The sequence below is a fragment of the Pseudomonas sp. FG29 genome, assembly GCF_057809355.1.
In genome coordinates, this window is record NZ_JBMDJU010000021.1 from 68,362 (window position 1) to 88,275 (window position 19,914).

The window sequence follows — 19,914 nt, forward strand, 5'->3', positions numbered from 1 at the left end:
CGCAAAAACGTCGAGATCCGGTGAAGTGTCCGAGTGGTTGAAGGAGCACGCCTGGAAAGTGTGTATACGGGAAACCGTATCAAGAGTTCGAATCTCTTCTTCACCGCCACTTTCGCAATACCTAAAGCCCTGAAAGCTAACAAGTTTTCGGGGCTTTTTGCTTTTCAGCTTTCGGCAGGTGTCGAAGAAGTGTCGAAAAGCGGATTCAAGGTCAAAGCATCCTGCAAATGGTCGGGTGACAGGTGTGCATAGCGCATGGTCATTGCCAGCGATGTATGGCCCAGGATCTTCTGTAGCGTCAGGATATTCCCGCCTCGCATGACGAAGTGACTGGCGAAGGTGTGCCGCAGTACGTGCGTTGCCTGGCCAGCAGGCAGTTTGATCGAAGTCTTCTCCAGTACCCGGCTAAAGGTCAGCATGCAGTTGGTGAACAGGCCGTGCCGCTTGAAGTGGACGTGCAGTGCCTTTTCCAGCTTGCTATCGATAGGGATCGACCGGGTTCGCTTGGACTTGGTATTGGCGAACGTCACCATGCCGTTTCTGACACGCTCGGGCACCAGTGCTTGGGCCTCTCCCCAACGGGCACCGGTACTCAGGCAGACGCGAGCGATCAGGCCAAGCCCCGGACTGGTCTTGCGTTCGTCCAGTGCATCGAGCAGTTCGGCTATCTGGCAGTGAGACAGGAAGGAAATCGGGCGTTCCTGCAGGCGAAGCGGGCGAACCTTGGCCAGCGGGTTGGGATAGTCGATATCACCCAGGCGGTGCAGCTCGTTGAACATGGCTTTGAGGTAGCCAAGCCGGTTATTCAGCGTCTTGCCTTGGATGCCAGCCTTGAGCAGCTCGCTGCGTGTTTCACAGAAGGCATTGCCGGTGAGCTTGATTGCCACAGGATCGCCTAGATCCTTGGCCAGGTTCTGCAGCGTGCGGAGTATCGCGGCACCATCTGCCAGGGCATGGCCGTGCAGTTCGTGATAGCGGGTGCAGAGTTCGGAAAGGCGGCGACGGTCTTTCGGCTTGGGCGTCCAGGCTGGCGAGTCGATGCAATTGGCACGGCAGGTGGCTTCGAAGCGTTGAGCCTCACCCTTGGTCTTGAAGGTCTTGCGGAAGCGACGGCCCTTGATGGGTTCAACGTCGACTTTCCAGCGTCCGTCTGGCAGTTGCTCGATAGCCATTAGACGGCACGCCCCCAACGAATATGCCGTTCTTCCAGAATGCCTTTGATGTGCTTGTACAGCCCATCTTCATCCATGCCCTTGGCGGCGTAGTGGTCACGGATCACCGGCCAGCATTCCCAGTCCTTGAGCCGGTAAAAAGCCTTTCTAGCGCCCACTCGCTCCCGTGCCAGCAGGCTGACGAAGTTTCCCAGGAATAGCTCGACGTTCTTCCCCGAGAAGCCCCGCGAGGTCTTGTATTGGCGCTTGTACTCGGTTTCGTCCACCAGGGAGTCCACCGGCAGATCCACGCGCACGTCGTCACGGATCAGCGTCCAGATGGGTTCGAAGTAACCGGGGCGGGCAAGCAGCTTGAATTGGCGCAGGCCATAGCGCCACAGGCCGTCGAGGTGCGGTGAAAAGGCGGCGTAGCTGTCGGTTTCGATGGCGTTACCGCTGTGCAGATCCACGGAGCCAGAGGCAAATTGCTGGACGATGGAATGGTGATAGCGCAGCTCGACACGCCACACGTCTTGGTCGGGGTTGTAGTTGTCCGGGTCGGCTTCGTCGAAGCTGTCACGGCGACGCCAAACGCCTTCCCAATAGTCGAGCTTGTCGATGGCCCTGGCTTGTTCGGTCTTGTTGTAGATACCGAGCTGAACGCCACCGGCAGAGCCGAACAGGTAGGACTGGCCTTTGCCGTAGGTGGCAGACTCCAGCGTCCACTGAATTTCCTTGATGCCGGAAATGTCACGGGCTGCACGGGCGCGGCAGTGCATGCGGGCTACGAGGTCGGCAGGCGGTTGCCAGCCCTGCAGGTCTAGCGCGAGGTGGACGGCGCATTGGTTGCGCTCGACGTTGGTCAGGACGTGGCTGGCGTAGTAGTCCAGGCGCTCTTGCAGGCGCTCAGGCGAAAAGGTGTCGATGGCATGGGGAGACACTTCGATTTTCAGGTGTGGCCCGATGTTCTCGATTTTGGCGTTGAAGTTCTTGATCAGCAGGATGAAGCCAAGGTCTGCATTCTGCAGCTTGTATTGGTAGCCAGAATCCTTGCTGACGCGACCGGAGTGCCAACGCTGGCCAGCGAACTCGACGATGGTGCCGGGCTTGTCGAACAGGCACATGACCTCGGGGCGGATCAGACCACGGTACAACTGGCGGACGGTATCGACGCTGCAGGCGAGGATTCGGACGTTGGACAGGTCGGTTATACGGGCTGACTGATGGTCAAAGAACAGGCGTCCGGTCGGCGATTCCTTGAACTCACGGTTCACACGGAGTTGGTCTTTAACTGCCATTTTCTAATGCTCCAAATAGTGCCGAATTGACACGTTTAACCTTGGTTTATCTGACGTGCTACAGGGACGTCAGCGCCTGCGCGGCGGCGCACACGCGCGCTCGTGCCTCACGCGCAACTACGCCGCCGCACGGGGCTTTGCGTTGCTGCAGGCACTGAACGACGCTCACCACAGGAAGCGCCCCTTCTGATGCGGGACGATGGTGATTGGGGCTTGCTGGGGCTGCTGGGCTAGATCGGGGTAGGCACTGGGGGCGGATTGCTGTGCCGGGATCCTCTGGCCATCGGGTGGGAGGTTGGCCAGTCTGTCGGGCTTGGCCGGGTCGAATGCGCCTTCTTGAACGTAGGCCATGCAGGCGTCAAAGGACACCACCGCTCGGGTGCCTTGCTGGGTGTTGCAGCGACAACCGTGGATCCGGCCTTTGACGTAGCCGATGGCAAGTCGGTCGCGGTTACGGTCGACGAAGTACGGGTCTGCCGAGTAAATGCAAGAGAGCTTGGGGTAAGTCACCGGGCGGGTGACTTCGTCATAGATCGGCGCCGAGCTGGGAACGTCTGGAACACGCGGAACGCGCAGGGCGAGATATTCGGCTTCGCTGAGTGGCGCGACGGGGCCTTCACTCTGCGGAACGCCACCGTAAGGCTGGGCTGCTACTGTGGCCGCCTGCTGCGTAACCGGTTCGGGTTTGGGTTGAGACTGGGCAATGCGCCGCTGATAGATGTCGTAGCCGAAGTAGCCAATGCCCAGGACGCAGATGATCAACACGAAGAGGGCGCGGGGCGGCTTGAACTTCATGTGATGTTCGGAGCCTTCCGCGACGGACTGATAGACGCCGAAGTACTTCTTATCGAGCAGGATCCGCGTGGCCTGGCCGTCGGTGAAGTCGTTCTTCTTCTCCACGTCCATGTTCACGCGCTCGAATTCCCAGCGCTTGATCACCTTGCCTTTGTGGCCGCGAACGTAGTGGATGTGGGAGTTGCAGAGCTTGCGGAAGTGGGTATCGAGCAGCCCAGGATTTTGCGTGATGCAGTGCAGCTCATGGCCCCGGTGGCGCATGGTTTCCAGGGCGCTGGCGTACTCAGGCACCGCAGATCCAGCCGGGCGAACACGGAAGAAGCTTTGCGCTTCATCGATCACGATGATCGCGTTTTGCTCCAGCTTGAACCATTCCTGAGGCGCGTCGAATTCCGTCCAGACGGCCTCGAGCACTTCGGCGCTGGGATCGAAGCCGCGGATGTTGTGGTAGTAGACAGGGCGACCTTCTTTCGCGGCTTTGGCGTCCACTTCCTTGATGGTGTTGAGGGTCTTGCCGTTACCTTGCAGACCGGTGCGCAGGACGAACATCAACCACCTGCCTTGTTGAGCAGTGCCAACCCGGTGATGGTGCCGGTGACGCGATCCATGCCAGCCAGCAGCAGGCGTGCGATGACGGCGGCGATCATGATGTTGATGGCTACATCGAACTTGGCCAGGCCGAGGATGGCGGCCACTTCATGCGGGACGGCATTGAACAGGCTTTGCACGTAGCCTTTGACGGTGTCGATCAGTTGGCCAATGCCGACATAGGCCACGTAGGCGAAACCGAGCGAGGCGAGCACCCGAAAGGCCAGCCCCGCGACGATGGAGCCGAGGAAGGTGGCGAGTAGTGGTAACAGTAATGGCATATCAGCTTCCTTTGATTCCGCGACCAATGAAGACGGCGAAGAAGATCGAGGCCAGCGCGACAATCAGCGGCCCAATCGATTCGGCGAAGTGGCAGAGCGGTTCCCACTCGAAGCTGTAGGAGCGCCCCATGATGTTGATGCTGCGCGGGGCAGGGCAGGAGCCGGGGAGCCAACGACCTTGGTTCAGGGCCTCGGTGAAAAGAGAACCGACGCCGACCTGCTTTTCATCGAGCTGATAGCCAGGCCCGCTAAGGGTGGCCTCGACTTGAGCTTGCACCTCGGCGTCATACTTCCATTGGCAGACCTGATCCTTCTGTTTGCGCAGAATCGCGCATTGGATGGCGTCACCTTCGCAGCGCAGCTCTGTAGCGCAGGATTCACCGCCAACAGTTGAGGGCTTGGGTTCGCCTTCTTCGCCAGGCTTGCCACCACCGCCCCCACCACCGCCACCAGTGTTGCCGTTGCCGCCGGTTCCGCTTCCGCTGCCAGGTTTTGGCTTAGGCTTGGTGCCGTTGTCAGTACCACCCGGGCCGGCACCGCCAGAAACAGGTACACAGGCAAAACCGCCGTTGCCGTTGTTGATGGGGTAGGTGCCGGACTTGCAGGTAGGAGGGCCATAGCCTTCTGGCACACAGACCTTTTTCATTTCGCTGCCGGTGCCGACATAGCCGGGTGTTTCACCTGGCTTGCAGTCGTTATCAGCCGGTGGGGCATCGGGATCCGGCTGGCAGACCTTCTGTCCGTTTACCGTGCCGGAAAAACCCGTGGGGCAATCCGGGTCGGGCTCATTGAATGGCGGGACACAGACGGTTTCACCGCCCATATTGCCTACGGTGCCGTTAGGGCAATTGGGGTCTTCGGGCGGTTGGTTCGGAATGCAGACGTGTTCCAGGGTGTCGCCTTTGCCGACTGCGCCGTAGGTAGTGCCGGGCGGGCAGCGAGCCTCGCCCGAGCAGAATGGCCGGTAGCCGTTGTAATAGCCTTTGAAGTCGGGGCTGTCCGGGGTGCACTTGTCGTCTGCAGGCGGCATGCAGATGCGAAAGCCCTGAGCGTTGGAGAGCACGCCATCACCGTCGCAGACGCAATCCTTGAGTGTGGGCGACCAGTTGCTGCCGTCGGGGCACTGATCATCCTCAGGCCACTTGCAGGACTCGGTTTCAAAGTCCCAATACTGCCCCTCCGGGCACAGTGGAGGAGGTTCGCATTGCATGGTGACGTGGTTGGGAACGTTGGGTGCTTCGCACTCCAGGGCGCAGGTGCCATCGGGTTGTGCTACGGAGTCGCCGGGGCATTGAGGGGTGGGCGGAAGACACGCCGGTTTATCAGAGTTAGCGGGACAAGCGGTACGCTGAAAATCTTGACGAGTCGATGTGTAATAAAAGAAAGAACAACGCATAAGGTCTGCGTTAACTAATTGGTCTTTTCGAGTCTTGTCAATGATGCTAGAGCTGTTTGTATAGCGGGAATGAAAGTAATCACATGCAGCTTGAGCACTGGGAAATTCCATACCATAACCAGGAATACCGGAACGAATCCCAAGCCAATAGTAATCATCAGCCCTAGATAACTCAGAATAAAAGCCAGCCAGAATAACCAGCAGAAACAGCGCAATAAAAGACCGACCCCAGCGCATTTCAAACCCGCCCAAAGAACAGAGCCCAGAACGCCATAACGATGATGATGGTGGTCAGCATGTTGGCGTCGAGGTTCATGGTTGAAGTCCTGATGTGAAAAAGCCCGATAACGCGTTACCGGGCTGTTTGTGGTGCAGCGCCTTACAGCGCGCGGCGGATGAACTTGAACGCAGCGATGGCGATGATCACGCCGAGGACGATGCCCGCGACCTGAACACCATCGGTCTTGGCGCCATCCAGGGCATCGGTTACGCCAGTCGGCAGTTCGGCGTGAGCTTGCTGTACGGCCAGTAGGCCAACAGCGGCGGAGGCACCGAGCGAGCGGCGCAGGGTTTTGAGGTGTTGCATGGGTGTATCTCCTACAGGTTGAGTGCCTTTTTCAGCACGAGAGCGCCAAAGACGATGGCGAACAGCACCAGGGCGTGTTCCCGGATCTGCGCGTGATCCTCGGCAGTTAGCCCGGATGGGCTTATCTCACTGAGCGCGATGGTCGAGAGGGTGCCGTTGCAAACCGGGGTCTGCCCCACGCTTTCCCACACGCCGTCGCACACAATGAAATTCATGTGGCCCCCTGTTACTCAGCCAAGCTCGGGTCGCGGAGGACTTCGGCGAGGTCGAGGCAGTCGGGGCACAGGGTCAGGTGGGGCGCCTGGCGCAGATCTGGCAGCAGGTCGGGTTGCGGTGCTGGCTGGTTGTAGAGCTGGCCCATGGGCTGCCCGCAGCAGTCACACTTCACGCGATCAACGATCAGCACGGCGGCGCCCTCGGGTTAGGCCTTGGGCGCGTCCGGCTGGCTGCCGGTCGGCTTGGCTTGTTGTTGGGCAGCCAGCTTGCGAGCTTCGGCGGAGGTGTCAGCGGCACCGGTGACACGTGCAGGCTTGGCGGACTCGATGTGCAGGACGATGAACTTGCCTGCGTTCTTGGAGCCGCGTTCGATTTCCATGGTGACGTTGACGGTTTCGAGCACATGGAGGCCTTTGCAGGCGTTCCACACTTCTTCGCGAACGTCGTCGGCTACCTGCATCGAGAGTAGGGAGATGCCCAGGTCTTTCTCGCCGTCCGGTTCATCGCCCAGGTACAGCTTGACCAGATCCACGTTGTCGAACTTCACGCGCTCAGCGCTGATGAATGCCAGTTGAGTGGTAGTGCGTGCCATGTGTGTTTCCTCGTTTAAGTTGCGCCTTATTGCGCGGATTAACCTTTTGCGGGCCGAGTTAGCCCGAGCAGAGGAACTTGCTAAGTTCTTCACTGCCAGGGATTGCACGGTTTACAACGGGTTTGTGTGCTTAGTTATACGCCACTGAAAAGCTAAAAAATCACTCTTGCATAAATATCATGCGTAAAAGCTTATTGAGCCGAATAGCGACGCAATGAAACTTTTAACTTTGGTGATAATTAACTTTTGCTCATTAATCTGCTTAACACCAAGGGCTTTGCCCTTGTAATCCCACTCTTGCCGCCGAGGGCTCGGGAGCGCGGGGCGGTGGAGCTGCCCCACACTCCCCAGCCGAGGCTTTCAGGGGGGAGGGCGTTCAAGGGTTCGCTCTGCCCGTGCCTCCGTTTGTCCGAACGGTGGAGCGTGTTCGGACAAGCCGGGGGCGCGGCCCTTGACCGGATCAGCTTCGGCGATGGCGGTGAGTTCGTCGGGGGCGCACTGGTGAACGACCTTGGCCATGGCCTGATAGAAGTAGTCATCCACCGACTCCAGTAGCTCGACGGCTTGCCAGGTGCCGAACACGCAGCCCACGGCAAAACCGATGAAGCCCCAAGGCGCGGAATGCCAGAGCAGGGCGACCAGATAGCGGCCAACACGGAAGGAAACGGTCATGCCATCACCCCACCAGTTCGAACGGTTCGCGCAGGGGCACGAAAGGGGTGGGTTTGCCGGTGTCGCTGACAACGCTCCAGAACTTCGGCGGTCGGGGCGACGGCTTGTGTTTCTCGCAGTACGAGGCAGCTGTCACACAGTTCCGCCCATCGACCATGCGCCACTGTGCGGGGCGGCAGTCGGTGCATGGTGTGGACGGGGAGGCGGCGCGCTTCGGCGGTTGCCAGTTTCGGCGTGACCAGCAGACAGAGCAGTCGCAGCTCTCGGCGTGCGGGTGACGGCGAAAGGCGAACGTCTTGCCCTGCGGATTGCGGGCAAAGCAGCTCTGGCAGCCGCAGTCCTTCGGATGCGATAGCAGGTACTGGCTGGGATTCATAAGTCATGCCCTCACCAGGGAGGCCGGAGGCTTGGCGGATCATGCGGCAGCCCTCACACCACGGACGCGATAGAAGTCGCGGGCGCGTTCCTGGGTGAGCCCCCAATGACGACCAGGGCCGGACGGCAGATCAGCGATTACGCGCTCTATATAGGCAGCACAGTCGGCTTTGTTCGGGCCGGTGTGGACGCGGTGCCAGCGGCGTTGCTTGGTGGCTCCGTGGATGGTGCAGGTCTCGACAATGTATTGAGTCGTCATGCCGTCCACTCCTGTTCCAGCAGCCAGGAGCGGAGCAGGGCGCTGTTGACCATGCGGCGCTTGCCTAGCTTTACGGTGGGGAGAACGCTTTTTTGCGCCCAGGCACGCGCGGTGCCGTAGCTGACGCCATTTCGCTCAGCCCAGGACTCGACGGTTTCCACGTCCTGTTGCGGGCCTATCAGCTTCGAAGGTTCCAGCTCTTCCAGTTCCATGCTCGTTCCGTCACTATTCGTGTCAATGCCAGTTATTCAGCACTGCGTTATCCAAAATGGATCGTGTCGAAACGGATAATGCCATTGTTGATCCATATTGGATATATCAACTATAGATCAAGTGGCTATGATTAAAGAGCGCGTTATAACTATTTTGAAAAGCTCAGGGATTCGGCTTCCTGAGCTCGAGGAGCGCACTGGCATCAGTCGCTACACCTGGAACAACCTGAAGAACACCGCTAGAAAGCGCGAAATCAAGGCCGAAGAGATCGAAGCTATCGTTAAGCTTTTTCCTCAATATGCCTTGTGGGTGGTCAGTGGCGAGGTAGCGCCAGACGCAGGGCAGACAAGCCCCGAATACGATCAGGCCAATTCAAACTTGCCCAATCAAAACGCGGGATAGCGATTACAAAGGAAGTAGCTAGACGTTGGTACCCCAGCGTGGTTGGGAAGGGTTTTAAATAAAATTATTGCTCTTAGATTCTGATTGTGTGAGGACGCGTTTTGAAGAATATTAATTCTGCATATAGGGTTAAGGCGGTTCTCAGGAAGACTGTAAGCGCGGCAGAAACTAAACCTGCTGTAGAGGTTTGGGCTGATGTTCTTGGGGTGAATGGTTTAGAACCAAATAAAAAACAGTTCGCGGTCTCAAGGTTTCTATCTGATCTGCATGATGAAGTTGAGTTGACTAAAGAGCAGATGGAAGGCACGGGTTTCACTGAATCTCTATATTTGGGGGCTTTGACTAGATGCAATAATGTTTTTTCAGTACAGCATCTGGGTACACAGTGGGGGAGTGTCAAAAAGCAGATCAACAATGAAACATTGATTGTGCTGGGGTTTTGCTCGGAGATTCTACCCAGCGAAGAAAATGAGATAGATAAAGAAAAATTGCAAGAACTCGCCGGTTTGGTTGGAGAGTTGAAAGGCATGCTTGCTGATTCTGGGCTAGGTGTGAGTGCGAAAAGAATAATAGAGAAGCACGTGGCGAGAATAGAGGAGGCCCTAAGCAAATATCAGGCGGTAGGTGCCCGGGGCTTAGAGGACGCTCTACAGTCGGTTATAGGCGAGGCCGTGATTAACGAGTCAGAGCTTAAGGCTATGAAGGAGACTGAAGAGGCTGGAAAATTCATAGAAGTGATTCGCAAACTTAAAGATGCAGTAGTTTCCGCGTCTAACGTGAATCAACATGCTGACTCTCTATTAGGAGTAGCGGAAAAAGCTAATAAAGCTATAGGTTTCCTGCAGAATCTAATGTGATTTAATTTTTAGCGGGGCAAGGAAGCAATATGAAATCCGACTGGGAAGACGCACCAAACTATCTACGTAGCAAGAAAAAGCCCGGCCCATGGCGAATGGTGGCCATCCTGAGCGTGGGTTCCGCGATTACCTGGGGCGTGATCGCGTTGTTCGCCAAGCCAATCGTGATCAATGTAGATCAGCTCAAGCAGGCGATCCACATCGACGGCAAACCCCTGTTCAGCCAGCAACCGGCGGAACAGCCCTACAGCGAGCCGGAAGAGAACCTAAGGCTGCCATCCATTCCCCTCGATCCACCCGCGCAACGGGTTGCACACCAGTCGGCCAATCAGCCTCAGCCATACGCCTCGATGGAGTGGACAGAGGAAGAAAAGGCGAGGGCGGTTGCCAGTGCGCAGAATGTCTTCAATGACAACAATTACACACCCAAGCAGCCGGCCAGCACCTACACCCCGCCAGCAACCCACCGCATAGCCCAGGCACCCCAGCAGACGCAACAGCGCCAAGCCCAACAGGTAAGCCGCGAGCGTACAGCCATATGGATCAAGAGCTGGAACGGTGGGACGAACTACCTGGCGGAATGGCTATCGGTGAACAACTACATCGACGGCACCAGCGTCTGCGCCAACCACCGACGCGGATCAATCGACTACCGCGAATGCCGCAAGGCCGCCAAACAGCACTTTCACGAGGAGTGCAAAACCTGGCGTGCCCGCTATGACAGTGACCGCAAGACAAGTAGTGACCGCATGAAAACGCGCTATTGCTCTGCGGCGAGTAGCTTTAGTCCGATGGGTTAGATTTTTCTTAAAGATATGACTAGGAGTTGTTATGTTTCGATATGCAGCGTTATTTGTTGTTGCTGTAGGTGTTGCCGGTTGCGATATTAATTTATCAAGCCTTAGGCCAGTGAAGTGGGCGACTGTTGATGTCAACAAGGTTCGTGCAGTAGTGGCTGATGGTGTCAAAGCTGAAAATCCATATCCGGCAGAATTGGAAGGTGCGAATGGCTCGGATGAGGAGTACACAAGAACACGAAGCCAAATTGCTAGTCTGAGAAGTGCGGCATCTGAAAAGTGTCAGAAGTCCATCGTGCCTCCCGACGCCAAGGCTGCAGTTGGGTATGGCCAAGCTTTTTATGGTAGTAGGATTAGTTTGGATTCTGAATTTACAAAGTGCATGCGCTTAATTGATGAGGATCAGCTTATTGTTGACTTAAACTCAAAAATTCAAGCTTATGATAAGCGTCGTCAGCAAAAAGCGGTTCACGATCGAGAAGTGGCACGGAAAATTGAACAGCGCGTAAGAGACGTTATAGCCGTCTATGGCAAGTCGAATGGATATGAGTTGTTGATTGAAGAGCACGGCGCTGGAGTGATTTATAATTCGAGTGACTTAGTTGTTGATGTTACTGGTGGCGTTCTAGATAGCTTAAAGCGCTAGGTGGTAATAGCGCTGGGGTGATGGCTGCAATGAAGCAGATCGATGCAGGCTAGTGCGTTCAGGTGTCGAAAAAGTGTCGAAATCATAGTGCCGAATAGAGACGAAACGAGACGGTGAGTGGAGCGGAAAGCCCGTAACGAGCGGGTTTGGCACGAATTGGCACGCTACTGAAACGGGTTCGAATCTCTTCTTCACCGCCACTTTCGTAATACCAGAACCCCGAGAATCGAAAGATCCTCTGGGTTTTTTGTTTCCGATCGAGCGCTCTGTTCAGTCCGATTCCTTATCAGTCAGTTCTTCATGGAACCCCTCGGCGCCGTGGCGCCAGTAGGCGGCTACGCGCATGGCTTCCTTGGGGTGACCTTTTTCCATCGCCAGCGCCTTGCGGATGCGTTTCATCAAGCTGGCTTCACCGGCAGCCCAGGCGAAGCCTTCGCCGGCGGGTAGGGTGAGCGCCTGGACTGCAGCCAGCAGTTTTTCGCCATCGTCGAAGTGCTCAAGCGTCGCCGTGCCAGGCAAGGTGCGGGGCGGTACGGCGGCGTCGAGCAAGAGCATGACGTGTACCCGGCTGGTCGAGGGCAGTTCTTCGAGGCGGCGGGTGATGGCCGGCAGGGCGCTGGAGTCGCCGATCAGCAGGTGCCAGTCGTAATCCATGGGAATGATCATCGAACCCTTAGGGCCGCCGATGGTGGCTGGCATGCCGGGTTTTGCAGCGGCAGCCCAGTCGCTGGCCTGGCCGTGACCGTGCAGGGCGAATTCGATGGTCAGCTCGCGTTTGGCCGTATCGAAATGGCGCGGGGTGTAGTCGCGCATGACGGTCTCGCCCGCGGCATTGGTGAAGATGAACTTGATGTGGTCGTCGAACGAGGCCGAGTTGAAGTCGGCCAGGTCTTCGCCACTGAAGGTGATGCTGGCGAATCCATCGTCCAGGCGCTCGATGCGCTGGATCTGGACGTTGCGGCGGCGCAATTCGTGACGAACCCGCTGGACGCGGCGCTGTGGGTTGGTGGTGTTCATGGGTGTGCCCTGAGGTGATTAGTTGATAACATCAATCATCCTAAAAGCACATGGTTGATAAAGTCAACGATATGTCCGAAAAGCTTGCTGATGACGTCTTCGAGTCGATCCATTCCCTTATGCACCTGTATCGCGCCCAGCAATACCGGGTTTTGCGCGATGGGCCGCATGACCTCACGCATATGGAATACAAGGTGATGAGCTTTTTTGCTGCTCATCCGGATGCCACCTTGCGTGAGCTGGTGCAGCGCTCCGGGCGTGACAAGGCGCAACTGGCACGGTTGATCAAGGAGCTGCGTGACAAGGATCTGTTGCAAGGGCAGGTGGATGAGGAGGATCGCCGCATTACGCGCCTGCGATTGACGCCCGACGGGCAGGCCGTGCACGAGACGCTGCGGCGTCAGGGGCAGTTCCTCAACGAAGTCGCCGTGCAGGGGCTCTCCATCGAGGAGCGCGAGCAGTTGCTGGCATTGCTGGAGCGTGTCGGTGCGAACCTGCGCGGCTCATCAACGGAGTGAGTGGCATGGCCATGAGGGACTCAGGCTTCAAGCGGCGGCTACGCAGCCCTGCAACAGACTGAGCAGAGCATCGCGGCGCCTGGATGTGTACAGCGGGTAGTGCGCCAGCCAGGAGGGCAGGTGTTCGAGCAGCTCCAGTGCTGCGACTGCCTTGCTGCCAGAGGGGAGGTAGCCGACAGACGCGAGTAGCTCGTCGAGCCGTTCGCGCAATAGCTGGCGCTGCCCTTCGATATGCTGCCTCTGCTCCGGTGCCAGGCAGTGAAGTTCACGGTTGGCCAACTGGAAGTGCAGAGGATGGCTGGCGTGCAGTGTCAGCAGATCATCCAGCAATGCCGCCAGTCTGACCTCTGCCGACTGCTCGGCACGTGGCCGCTCGAACAGTGCCAGCAGGGCCATGTAGTGTTCTTCGATGAATTCCTGCAGCAGCTCTTCCTTGCTTGCGACGTGGTTGTACAGCGAGCCGGCTGACAGTTCCAGATGGCTGGCCAGTTCGCGCAGGCTGACCTGGGCGAAACCGCGTTGGGCAAAGAGTTCGAGCGCACGGTGGCGGTTGCGCTGGAAGCGAGAATTTCGCAGGTCGGGCAGGGTAGTCGTCATCATGCGCTCTCAGCTGCGGAAGGGGCGGCCAGGCTGATGCCCGGCCGCGAGCCATTCAGACGCGTTCGAAGATCACCGCGATGCCCTGGCCGCCGCCGATGCACATGGTCGCCAGCGCGTAGCGCCCCTGAACCCGGTGCAGCTCATGGATCGCCTTGGTGGCAATGATGGCACCGGAGGCGCCGATCGGATGGCCGAGAGAGATGCCGGAGCCGTTGGGGTTGACCTTCTCGGGGTCGAAGCCCAGCTCACGGGCGACGGCGCAGGCTTGGGCAGCGAAGGCTTCGTTGGACTCGATCACATCCAGATCGGCAACGCTGAGGCCGGCGCGTTGCAAGGCCAGGCGCGTTGCCGGCACGGGCCCTAGCCCCATCACGGTCGGTTCGACGCCGGCGTGGGCATACGCGACCAGGCGTGCGATCGGCTTGAGGTTCTGCGCGCGTACCGCGTCGCCGCTTGCCAGCAGCAGGGCGCTGGCGCCGTCGTTGAGGCCTGAGGCATTGCCGGCGGTTACGCTACCGCCTTCGGCAAAGGCAGGCCTCATCTTCGCCAGTTGCTCGATGGAGGCATCGGCACGTACGTGTTCGTCCACTTCGAAATGGGTCACGCCCTTGCGGGTTTTCAGTTCCACCGGGACGATCTGGCCGGCGAAGCGGCCTTCGGCGATGGCGCGTGCCGCACGCTGCTGGCTGAGCAGGGCGAGGGCGTCCTGGTCTTCACGGCTGATGTTGCACTGCTTGGCGATGTTTTCCGCGGTGATGCCCATGTGGATCTCGTGCAGCGGATCCTGCAGCGCGCCGAGCATGAAATCGAGCATCTTGGCATCGCCCATGCGCGCGCCCCAGCGTGCGCTCGGCACCAGGTAGCCCGCCTGGCTCATGCACTCGGCGCCGCCGGCGATGGCTACCTGGGAATCCCCCAGCAGCAGCCCCTGAGCGGCGCTGACGATGGCCTGCAGGCCCGAGCCGCACAGGCGATTGACGGTGAAGGCGGGCGCTTCCTTGGGGATGCCGGCCTGCAGCGCTGCTACGCGGCTTATATAGGCGTCCTTCGGTGTGGTAGGAATGACATGGCCAAACACTACATGCTCGACTCGCGCAGCTTCGCAGCCGGCACGTTCGAGGGCGGCGCGGGTGACCAGGGTCGCCAGTTGCGCTGGCGGGGTATCCTTGAGCGAGCCGCCAAAGGTGCCGATGGCGGTACGAACGGCGCTGACGACGAAGACTTCGGGTGTGTGCATGGCGACCTCCAGGTTGAATGGCGCAAGAGTCTAGGACGCACCTGCCGGCTGTTCCATGCCCGAATTGCGCAGGTGTCGGTGACGGATTTGGATATTGCGATGAAGTGGAAAACGATATGACGGCCATCGGCGACAACGGCAGCTTGCGCAAGCGAGATTCGGTGGCTGCCTACCTGGTCAGTGCCGCCATTCACCGCTTGCAGGATGATCCGCAGCAGGCCGAGCAGTTGCTCAGGGCGGTCGATATCGATCCGGCCTTGCTGGGCGATCCGCTGAACCGTGTGCCGGCCGATGCGGTGGTGCGCCTGTGGCTGCGATTGACCGAGCTATTGGGTGACGAATTCTTCGCCTTCGATTCCGCCGGGTTGCCACGCGGCGCGTTCGCCATGATTTGCCGCAGCCTGTTGCATGAGCCGGATCTGGGGCGCGCACTGCGCCAGTGCCTCAGCGGGCTCAACCTGTTCCTCAAGGACATCCGTGGCGAATTGCTGGTGCGCGGCAAGCGCGCGGCCATCGTGCTGCGTACGACGATCAGCGACGTACGCATCCGTGGCGTGGCAGAGGAGATCTACCTCAGTCTGGTGATCGGCGTGGCGTGTTGGCTGGTCGGCAGGCGCATCGATCTCGATCACACCCAGTTCGGCCATCCCCGACCGCCACATGGCGCAGACCCGTTGCTCTGGGGGCCGTGGATCGAGTTCGAGTGTACGCAGACAGCGGTGGAGTTCGACGCGGCCCAGTTGGCGCTACCGGTGGTGCGCAACTTCGCCAGCCTCAAGCAGTTTCTACGCCAGGCCCCCGAAGGGCTGGTGGTGCGCTTTCGCAACCGCGACGGCTTGTCGGCTCAGGTTTATCGCTTGCTCAAGGAGGCCTGTGACATGCAGTGGCCGGCGCAGATCGAGATGGCCGCTCGCCTCGGGCTCAGCGAGTCGGCCTTTCGTCGCCAGCTGGAGCGTGAGGGCTTTTCCTACCAGGCACTCAAGCATGAAGTGCGCAAGGCGCTGGCGTTCGAATACCTCAACGACGCTGCGCTGAGCATCGCCGAGATCGCGGCGCGCTGCGGTTTTCAGGAGCCCAGCGCCTTCCATCGTGCCTTCCGCCAGTGGACTGGCATGAGCCCCGGGCGTTACCGCTCTGCGCTTTGCGGCGAGCCTGCCAACCATTGATTGCGCCCATGGCGACTATCGAAAGCGCTGATTTCTGCTGAGGTCGCCCCCGGCCTAAGCTCACCGGCAACGAAACGCTCAAACCGTTGGAGGTGGCTATGCCGCGCATCGATGTGGTTTCCCTGGTGGGCAGTGCGGTGCCTGCCGAACTCAAGTCCGATGGCCATATGGCTTGCTGGTTGCTGCTGGTCGATGGCCAGCCCAAGGCCGGCCCCTTCGCCTCACGGGAGGCAGCCCTGGCCTGCCAGGCGATCTGGCAGCTCAGTACTGCCGTTCGTGGTGACGCGAGTTCCAGCTTCCTGGCCTGATCGATTTTCCGCGCCTGCTTTGCGCTCCCTTTGGCCCGCCTCTATCAGACTGTGTGAAAACTACTGCGCTCGGCCATGCTGCGTTAAAAAACGGCTCAAAATGCTCATTTACAGCTCGTAAACTGCGCTTTTTCGCCGTTTTTTGCCTTGCCTGACCTTCGCTCGCTACGTTTTCACACGGTCTGTCTATGGCGGGCATTTCTTTTATCTGTGCAGGTAAACTGGCGCTTTTCCCGGTCGGGGTAGGTGGGCGTGAAGTGGGACATTTTCTGCGCCGTGGTGGACAACTACGGCGATATCGGCGTGACCTGGCGTCTGGCCCGGCAACTGGTGACCGAGCACGGATTGGCGGTGCGCCTGTGGGTGGATGACCTCACGGCCTTCGCGCCTCTGTGCCCCACGCTTGATCCGCAGTTGGCCATACAGCAGCAGGCTGGGGTGGAGGTGCGGCACTGGCCACGTGCCTGGCAACCCGTCGAGGTGCCCGATGTGGTGATCGAGGCGTTTGCCTGCAATTTGCCTGAGCAGTATGTCGAGGCGATGGCGGCGCGTGAGCGCCGGCCGTTGTGGCTGAATCTGGAATACCTCAGCGCCGAGGACTGGGTGGCCGGTTGCCACGGATTGCCTTCGCCGCAGCCGGGCGGGTTGCAGAAGTTTTTCTTCTTTCCTGGTTTCGTCGAGGGCACTGGTGGTCTATTGCGTGAGGCCGATCTGCTCGATGAGCGGGATCGTCTGCAGGCCGATGATGAGGCGCAAGCCGCCTTCCTGGCGCGATTGGGCGTGGTACGGCAGGAGCAGGCGCAATTGATCTCGCTCTTCGCCTATGAAAATGCTGGTCTGGGCGAGTGGCTGGATGTTCTTTCCACCGCTGAACAGCTCACGCAACTGCTGGTGCCGCAAGGGCGCATTCTTGCCGATATGCAGGCCTGGCTCGGAGAACCGTTGGCACCTGGCGATCGCTGCCAGCGTGGCAATCTGTATCTGCAGGTGCTGCCCTTCATGGCGCAGGCCGACTACGACCGGCTGTTGTGGTGCTGTGATTTCAATGCCGTGCGCGGCGAGGATTCCTTCATCCGCGCGCAGTGGGCGGCAAGGCCCTTGCTCTGGCATATCTATCGGCAGGAGGAGGGCGCGCATTGGGACAAGCTGCACGCCTTCCTTGCGCTCTATCGCCTGGGGCTCAGCGCTTCAGCTGATGCCGCTCTGGTGAAGTTGTGGACGGCCTGGAATGCCGGAGAGAGCATGGCAGAAGCCTGGAGTGAGGTACAGCGCAACTGGCAGGAGCTGCAGAAACATGCCCGGCGCTGGTGCACACAGCAGGCCGCTCGGCCGGATCTTGCCTCGGCACTGGTGCAGTTTCATCGAAATTGGCTATCATAGCGGGCTTAGAATTCTGTACCTCCCGCATATTTCGGATATTCGCATGAAAACTGCACAGGAAATGAGAGTCAACAGCGTGGCCCTGATCGACGGCCAGCCGTGGCTGATTCAGAAGGCCGAGTTCACCAAGTCCGGTCGTAACAGCGCCATCGTCAAGATGAAGCTGAAGAACCTGCTCAATGGCTCCAAGACCGAAACCGTCTACAAAGCCGACGACAAGATGGAGCCGGTGATTCTCGAGCGCAAGGAAGTGACCCTGTCCTACATCAGCGGTGACGACTATGTGTTCATGGATCCGGAGTACAACTCCTACGAGCTGCGCGCCGAAGATCTGGAAAGCGTTCTGCCGTTCATCGAAGAAGGCATGAGCGACATCTGCGAAGCCGTGTTCTTCGAAGGTAAAGTCATTTCCGTTGACCTGCCGACCACCATCGTGCGTCAGGTTGTCTACACCGAGAACGCTGCTCGTGGCGACACTTCCGGCAAGGTGATGAAGCCTGCCAAGCTGCGCAACGGCACCGAGATCAAGGTTGCCGAGTTCGTCGACATCGACGACTGGATCGAGATCGACACCCGCGACGCTTCCTACAAGGGTCGCACCCAGGCGCCGGCTTAAGCCCGAGCGTTTCGAAAAACCCGGCCTGCGCGCCGGGTTTTTTGTGGGCGCAGGTTTTGTGTGCTCATTCGTCCGCGCGGGGCAGGCTGGCCTGCAGCGCCTGATCCCAGGGCGGCGGAAAACCGAAGCGCTGCTGCAGGAAACTCAGCAAGAGACGAATGCGCGGGCTGCCTTCACGCTCCAGACGCAAGGCGTAGATGGTGCTGGGCTCGGTCGGCGGCAAGCCGTTCTCGCAGAACAGTGGCACCAGTTCGCCACGTTGCAGATGCTCGCTGCTCATCCAGGTCGGCAGGTGGGCAATACCCAGCCCGGCAATCGCGCTGAACAGCAGGGTTTCGGCGTTGTTGGTGACCATCCGTAGGCGTTTGGGTTTGCACTGCTGCAGTTTGCCGTCGATGGCGAAGCGCCAGGCATAGGGTGGCGCGAGGCTGTCCCAGTCGAGACCGTCATGCTGGTCGAGTTCCAGCGGGCTAAGCGGGATGCCGCGACGGCGCAGGTAGTCCGGGCTGGCGCAGACGATACGCAGCATCGAGGCCAGCGGTGTGGCCACCAGGCGGCTGTCCGGCAAGGGGCCGATGCGTACCACCACGTCCACTTCGCCCAGGTGTTCACCATGCAGATCGGTGAAGCTGTCGATCAGGCGCAGTTGCACGTCCAGGCCAGGGTTGGCGGCGAGGAAGTCGGCGATGGCCGGGGCGAGATGGCGGCGACCGAAGGGGGTCGGTGCATCGATGCGGATCAGGCCTTCCGGCGCGCTGCTCAGCGACACGGCTTCGGCGCGGGCCAGGTGCAGTTCATTGAGAATGCGCCGGGCGCGCTCGGCGAAGGCCAGACCGGCGGGGGTGACCCGCACGGCATGGGTGGTGCGGCTGAACAGACTGCTGCCAATGGCGCGCTCCAGGGCATCGATACGCCGCGCTACCGCTGAAGGCGTGAGCGGGTGGCGGCGAGCGGCCGCCGAGAAACTGCCGGTTTCCAGCACATCGAGGAAGAGCTCCAGCTGGTCGGTCAAGGCATCCGGGTTCATATGTGCTCGCCTGTGCGTTATATGCAAAGCCATTGTGCGCGGTTGTGCGTTTCCATACTAGCCGCAGGCTTCTACCATGCGCACAACCTTGGAGGTGTCATGAGCCTGTTCGATCTGTTGCTGAATCTGTTGCTGGGTGTCGCGCTGGGTACCGTGGGCGGTCTGTTCGGGATCGGCGGTGGCCTGATCGCCATTCCGGTACTCGGTGTGCTGTTCGGGCTCGATCAGCAACTGGCGCAGGGCACGGCGCTGGTGATGGTGGTACCGAACGTGATGCTGGCCATCTGGCGTTACCACCAGCGTAACCGTATCGATCTTCGGCATGCCCTGTTGCTCGGCGTCACCAGCTTCTTTTGCGCCTGGTTGGCCTCGCTCTACGCCGTGGGGGTGGATGCGCGCACCATGCGCTGGGCCTTTGTTGGCTTCCTGCTGGCGCTGGCAGCCTACAACCTGTTGCGCATGCTGATGCAGCAGACCGCGCCCAGCGGCGAGTTGCGCTATCCCTGGGGCTGGTTCGGTGTGCTCGGCGGTGTCGCCGGCGCCATGGGCGGGTTGTTCGGCGTGGGTGGGGCGGTGGTGGCCACGCCGGTGCTGACCAGCGTGTTCGGCACCACGCAGGTGGTGGCGCAGGGGCTGTCGTTGTCGCTGGCGCTGCCCAGCACCGCCGTGACGCTGTTTACCTATTCGATGCACCAGCACGTCAACTGGTGGATGGGCATACCGCTGGCCATTGGCGGGCTGCTCAGCATCAGTTGGGGCGTGCGCCTGGCGCATGCGCTGCCGGAGCGCCTGCTGCGCAGCCTGTTCTGCGGCTTTCTGCTGGTTTGCGCGGTGCTGTTGGCGTTGGAGCTGTAGCAGGCCGTTGAAAAAACGTAGGCGAGGCAGCCAGTGCAAGGCAAAAACAGCCGAAAAAGCGCAGTT

General features: G+C 59.5%; 27 protein-coding genes and 1 tRNA gene. 11 read left to right on the forward strand and 17 right to left on the reverse strand.

Annotation, left to right across the window (positions count from 1 at the left end):
- Window positions 1-19 precede the first annotated feature (19 nt).
- Window positions 20-109, forward strand: a tRNA-Ser gene (locus tag ACODS1_RS18940).
- Between the two features lie 55 nt (window positions 110-164).
- On the opposite strand, the gene ACODS1_RS18945 is transcribed toward ACODS1_RS18940, so the two are convergent.
- The 13 genes from ACODS1_RS18945 to ACODS1_RS19005 form a co-directional block, all read right to left on the reverse strand.
- A complete protein-coding gene (locus tag ACODS1_RS18945) occupies window positions 165-1,172 on the reverse strand; it encodes a phage integrase (protein WP_489086875.1) in 1,008 nt (335 codons plus the stop codon).
- Window positions 1,172-2,449 (reverse strand): hypothetical protein, encoded by a 1,278-nt coding sequence (locus tag ACODS1_RS18950; RefSeq protein WP_489086876.1) that lies wholly within the window; start codon window positions 2,447-2,449, stop codon window positions 1,172-1,174. Before ACODS1_RS18950 ends, ACODS1_RS18945 begins: the two co-directional genes overlap by 1 nt.
- A gap of 165 nt (window positions 2,450-2,614) precedes the next feature.
- Window positions 2,615-3,793, reverse strand: coding sequence for a zonular occludens toxin domain-containing protein (locus ACODS1_RS18955; protein ID WP_489086877.1), 1,179 nt, complete (start codon window positions 3,791-3,793; stop codon window positions 2,615-2,617).
- Window positions 3,793-4,113: a DUF2523 domain-containing protein gene (locus tag ACODS1_RS18960; RefSeq protein WP_489086878.1), complete on the reverse strand. Its 321-nt coding sequence runs from the start codon at window positions 4,111-4,113 to the stop codon at window positions 3,793-3,795. Before ACODS1_RS18960 ends, ACODS1_RS18955 begins: the two co-directional genes overlap by 1 nt.
- Window position 4,114: 1 nt before the next feature.
- Complete coding sequence (locus ACODS1_RS18965) at window positions 4,115-5,746, reverse strand: virulence factor TspB C-terminal domain-related protein (RefSeq protein WP_489086879.1); 1,632 nt, start codon at window positions 5,744-5,746, stop codon at window positions 4,115-4,117.
- 142 nt (window positions 5,747-5,888) lie between these two features.
- Window positions 5,889-6,095: a major capsid protein gene (locus tag ACODS1_RS18970; RefSeq protein ID WP_489086880.1), complete on the reverse strand. Its 207-nt coding sequence runs from the start codon at window positions 6,093-6,095 to the stop codon at window positions 5,889-5,891.
- A gap of 11 nt (window positions 6,096-6,106) precedes the next feature.
- Window positions 6,107-6,310, reverse strand: a complete 204-nt coding sequence (locus ACODS1_RS18975) for a hypothetical protein (protein WP_489086881.1) — start codon at window positions 6,308-6,310, stop codon at window positions 6,107-6,109.
- An 11-nt stretch (window positions 6,311-6,321) separates the two neighbouring features.
- Window positions 6,322-6,501, reverse strand: coding sequence for a hypothetical protein (locus tag ACODS1_RS18980; RefSeq protein ID WP_489086882.1), 180 nt, complete (start codon window positions 6,499-6,501; stop codon window positions 6,322-6,324).
- Window positions 6,502-6,516: 15 nt separating this feature from the next.
- Window positions 6,517-6,903: a hypothetical protein gene (locus ACODS1_RS18985; RefSeq protein WP_489086883.1), complete on the reverse strand. Its 387-nt coding sequence runs from the start codon at window positions 6,901-6,903 to the stop codon at window positions 6,517-6,519.
- A gap of 360 nt (window positions 6,904-7,263) precedes the next feature.
- Window positions 7,264-7,575: a hypothetical protein gene (locus ACODS1_RS18990; RefSeq protein WP_489086884.1), complete on the reverse strand. Its 312-nt coding sequence runs from the start codon at window positions 7,573-7,575 to the stop codon at window positions 7,264-7,266.
- Window positions 7,576-7,579: 4 nt separating this feature from the next.
- Entirely contained in the window at window positions 7,580-7,951 is a 372-nt protein-coding gene (gene pflM / locus ACODS1_RS18995; protein WP_489086885.1) for a lysogeny maintenance protein PflM, read from the reverse strand.
- A 39-nt stretch (window positions 7,952-7,990) separates the two neighbouring features.
- Window positions 7,991-8,209 carry a hypothetical protein gene (locus ACODS1_RS19000; RefSeq protein ID WP_489086886.1) on the reverse strand — a complete coding sequence of 73 codons (219 nt, stop codon included), beginning with the start codon at window positions 8,207-8,209 and terminating at the stop codon, window positions 7,991-7,993.
- Window positions 8,206-8,421, reverse strand: a complete 216-nt coding sequence (locus tag ACODS1_RS19005; RefSeq protein ID WP_489086887.1) for a DNA-binding protein — start codon at window positions 8,419-8,421, stop codon at window positions 8,206-8,208. The genes ACODS1_RS19000 and ACODS1_RS19005 overlap by 4 nt, the downstream gene beginning before the upstream one ends.
- A gap of 127 nt (window positions 8,422-8,548) precedes the next feature.
- On the opposite strand from ACODS1_RS19005, the gene ACODS1_RS19010 reads away from it, so the two are divergent.
- From ACODS1_RS19010 to ACODS1_RS19025, 4 genes are all read left to right on the forward strand, one after another.
- A complete protein-coding gene (locus ACODS1_RS19010) occupies window positions 8,549-8,824 on the forward strand; it encodes a helix-turn-helix domain-containing protein (RefSeq protein WP_489086888.1) in 276 nt (91 codons plus the stop codon).
- A 101-nt stretch (window positions 8,825-8,925) separates the two neighbouring features.
- Window positions 8,926-9,681, forward strand: a complete 756-nt coding sequence (locus ACODS1_RS19015; RefSeq protein WP_489086889.1) for a hypothetical protein — start codon at window positions 8,926-8,928, stop codon at window positions 9,679-9,681.
- Between the two features lie 29 nt (window positions 9,682-9,710).
- Window positions 9,711-10,481: a hypothetical protein gene (locus tag ACODS1_RS19020; RefSeq protein ID WP_489086890.1), complete on the forward strand. Its 771-nt coding sequence runs from the start codon at window positions 9,711-9,713 to the stop codon at window positions 10,479-10,481.
- Between the two features lie 31 nt (window positions 10,482-10,512).
- On the forward strand, window positions 10,513-11,124 hold the full coding sequence (locus tag ACODS1_RS19025) for an OmpH family outer membrane protein (protein WP_489086891.1): 612 nt from the start codon (window positions 10,513-10,515) through the stop codon (window positions 11,122-11,124).
- A 270-nt stretch (window positions 11,125-11,394) separates the two neighbouring features.
- Here ACODS1_RS19025 and ACODS1_RS19030 read toward each other — a convergent pair whose 3' ends face one another.
- Window positions 11,395-12,141: a siderophore-interacting protein gene (locus ACODS1_RS19030; protein ID WP_489086892.1), complete on the reverse strand. Its 747-nt coding sequence runs from the start codon at window positions 12,139-12,141 to the stop codon at window positions 11,395-11,397.
- A gap of 71 nt (window positions 12,142-12,212) precedes the next feature.
- On the opposite strand from ACODS1_RS19030, the gene ACODS1_RS19035 reads away from it, so the two are divergent.
- A complete protein-coding gene (locus ACODS1_RS19035; protein WP_489086893.1) occupies window positions 12,213-12,659 on the forward strand; it encodes a MarR family winged helix-turn-helix transcriptional regulator in 447 nt (148 codons plus the stop codon).
- 27 nt (window positions 12,660-12,686) lie between these two features.
- Here the strand turns inward: ACODS1_RS19035 and ACODS1_RS19040 are convergent, their stop codons facing one another.
- Together ACODS1_RS19040 and ACODS1_RS19045 are read right to left on the reverse strand one after the other, a co-directional pair.
- Complete coding sequence (locus tag ACODS1_RS19040) at window positions 12,687-13,259, reverse strand: TetR/AcrR family transcriptional regulator (RefSeq protein ID WP_489086894.1); 573 nt, start codon at window positions 13,257-13,259, stop codon at window positions 12,687-12,689.
- 52 nt (window positions 13,260-13,311) lie between these two features.
- Window positions 13,312-14,496: an acetyl-CoA C-acyltransferase family protein gene (locus ACODS1_RS19045; protein WP_489086895.1), complete on the reverse strand. Its 1,185-nt coding sequence runs from the start codon at window positions 14,494-14,496 to the stop codon at window positions 13,312-13,314.
- A gap of 143 nt (window positions 14,497-14,639) precedes the next feature.
- On the opposite strand from ACODS1_RS19045, the gene ACODS1_RS19050 reads away from it, so the two are divergent.
- From ACODS1_RS19050 to efp, 4 genes are all read left to right on the forward strand, one after another.
- Complete coding sequence (locus ACODS1_RS19050) at window positions 14,640-15,662, forward strand: AraC family transcriptional regulator (RefSeq protein WP_489086899.1); 1,023 nt, start codon at window positions 14,640-14,642, stop codon at window positions 15,660-15,662.
- A gap of 98 nt (window positions 15,663-15,760) precedes the next feature.
- On the forward strand, window positions 15,761-15,970 hold the full coding sequence (locus ACODS1_RS19055; RefSeq protein WP_322981231.1) for a hypothetical protein: 210 nt from the start codon (window positions 15,761-15,763) through the stop codon (window positions 15,968-15,970).
- 246 nt (window positions 15,971-16,216) lie between these two features.
- Window positions 16,217-17,350, forward strand: coding sequence for an elongation factor P maturation arginine rhamnosyltransferase EarP (gene earP / locus ACODS1_RS19060; RefSeq protein ID WP_489086896.1), 1,134 nt, complete (start codon window positions 16,217-16,219; stop codon window positions 17,348-17,350).
- A 43-nt stretch (window positions 17,351-17,393) separates the two neighbouring features.
- A complete protein-coding gene (efp, locus tag ACODS1_RS19065; protein ID WP_322981233.1) occupies window positions 17,394-17,966 on the forward strand; it encodes an elongation factor P in 573 nt (190 codons plus the stop codon).
- A 64-nt stretch (window positions 17,967-18,030) separates the two neighbouring features.
- Here the strand turns inward: efp and ACODS1_RS19070 are convergent, their stop codons facing one another.
- Window positions 18,031-18,993: a LysR family transcriptional regulator gene (locus ACODS1_RS19070; RefSeq protein WP_489086897.1), complete on the reverse strand. Its 963-nt coding sequence runs from the start codon at window positions 18,991-18,993 to the stop codon at window positions 18,031-18,033.
- A gap of 99 nt (window positions 18,994-19,092) precedes the next feature.
- On the opposite strand from ACODS1_RS19070, the gene ACODS1_RS19075 reads away from it, so the two are divergent.
- Window positions 19,093-19,848 (forward strand): sulfite exporter TauE/SafE family protein, encoded by a 756-nt coding sequence (locus ACODS1_RS19075; RefSeq protein ID WP_489086898.1) that lies wholly within the window; start codon window positions 19,093-19,095, stop codon window positions 19,846-19,848.
- Window positions 19,849-19,914: the final 66 nt, after the last annotated feature.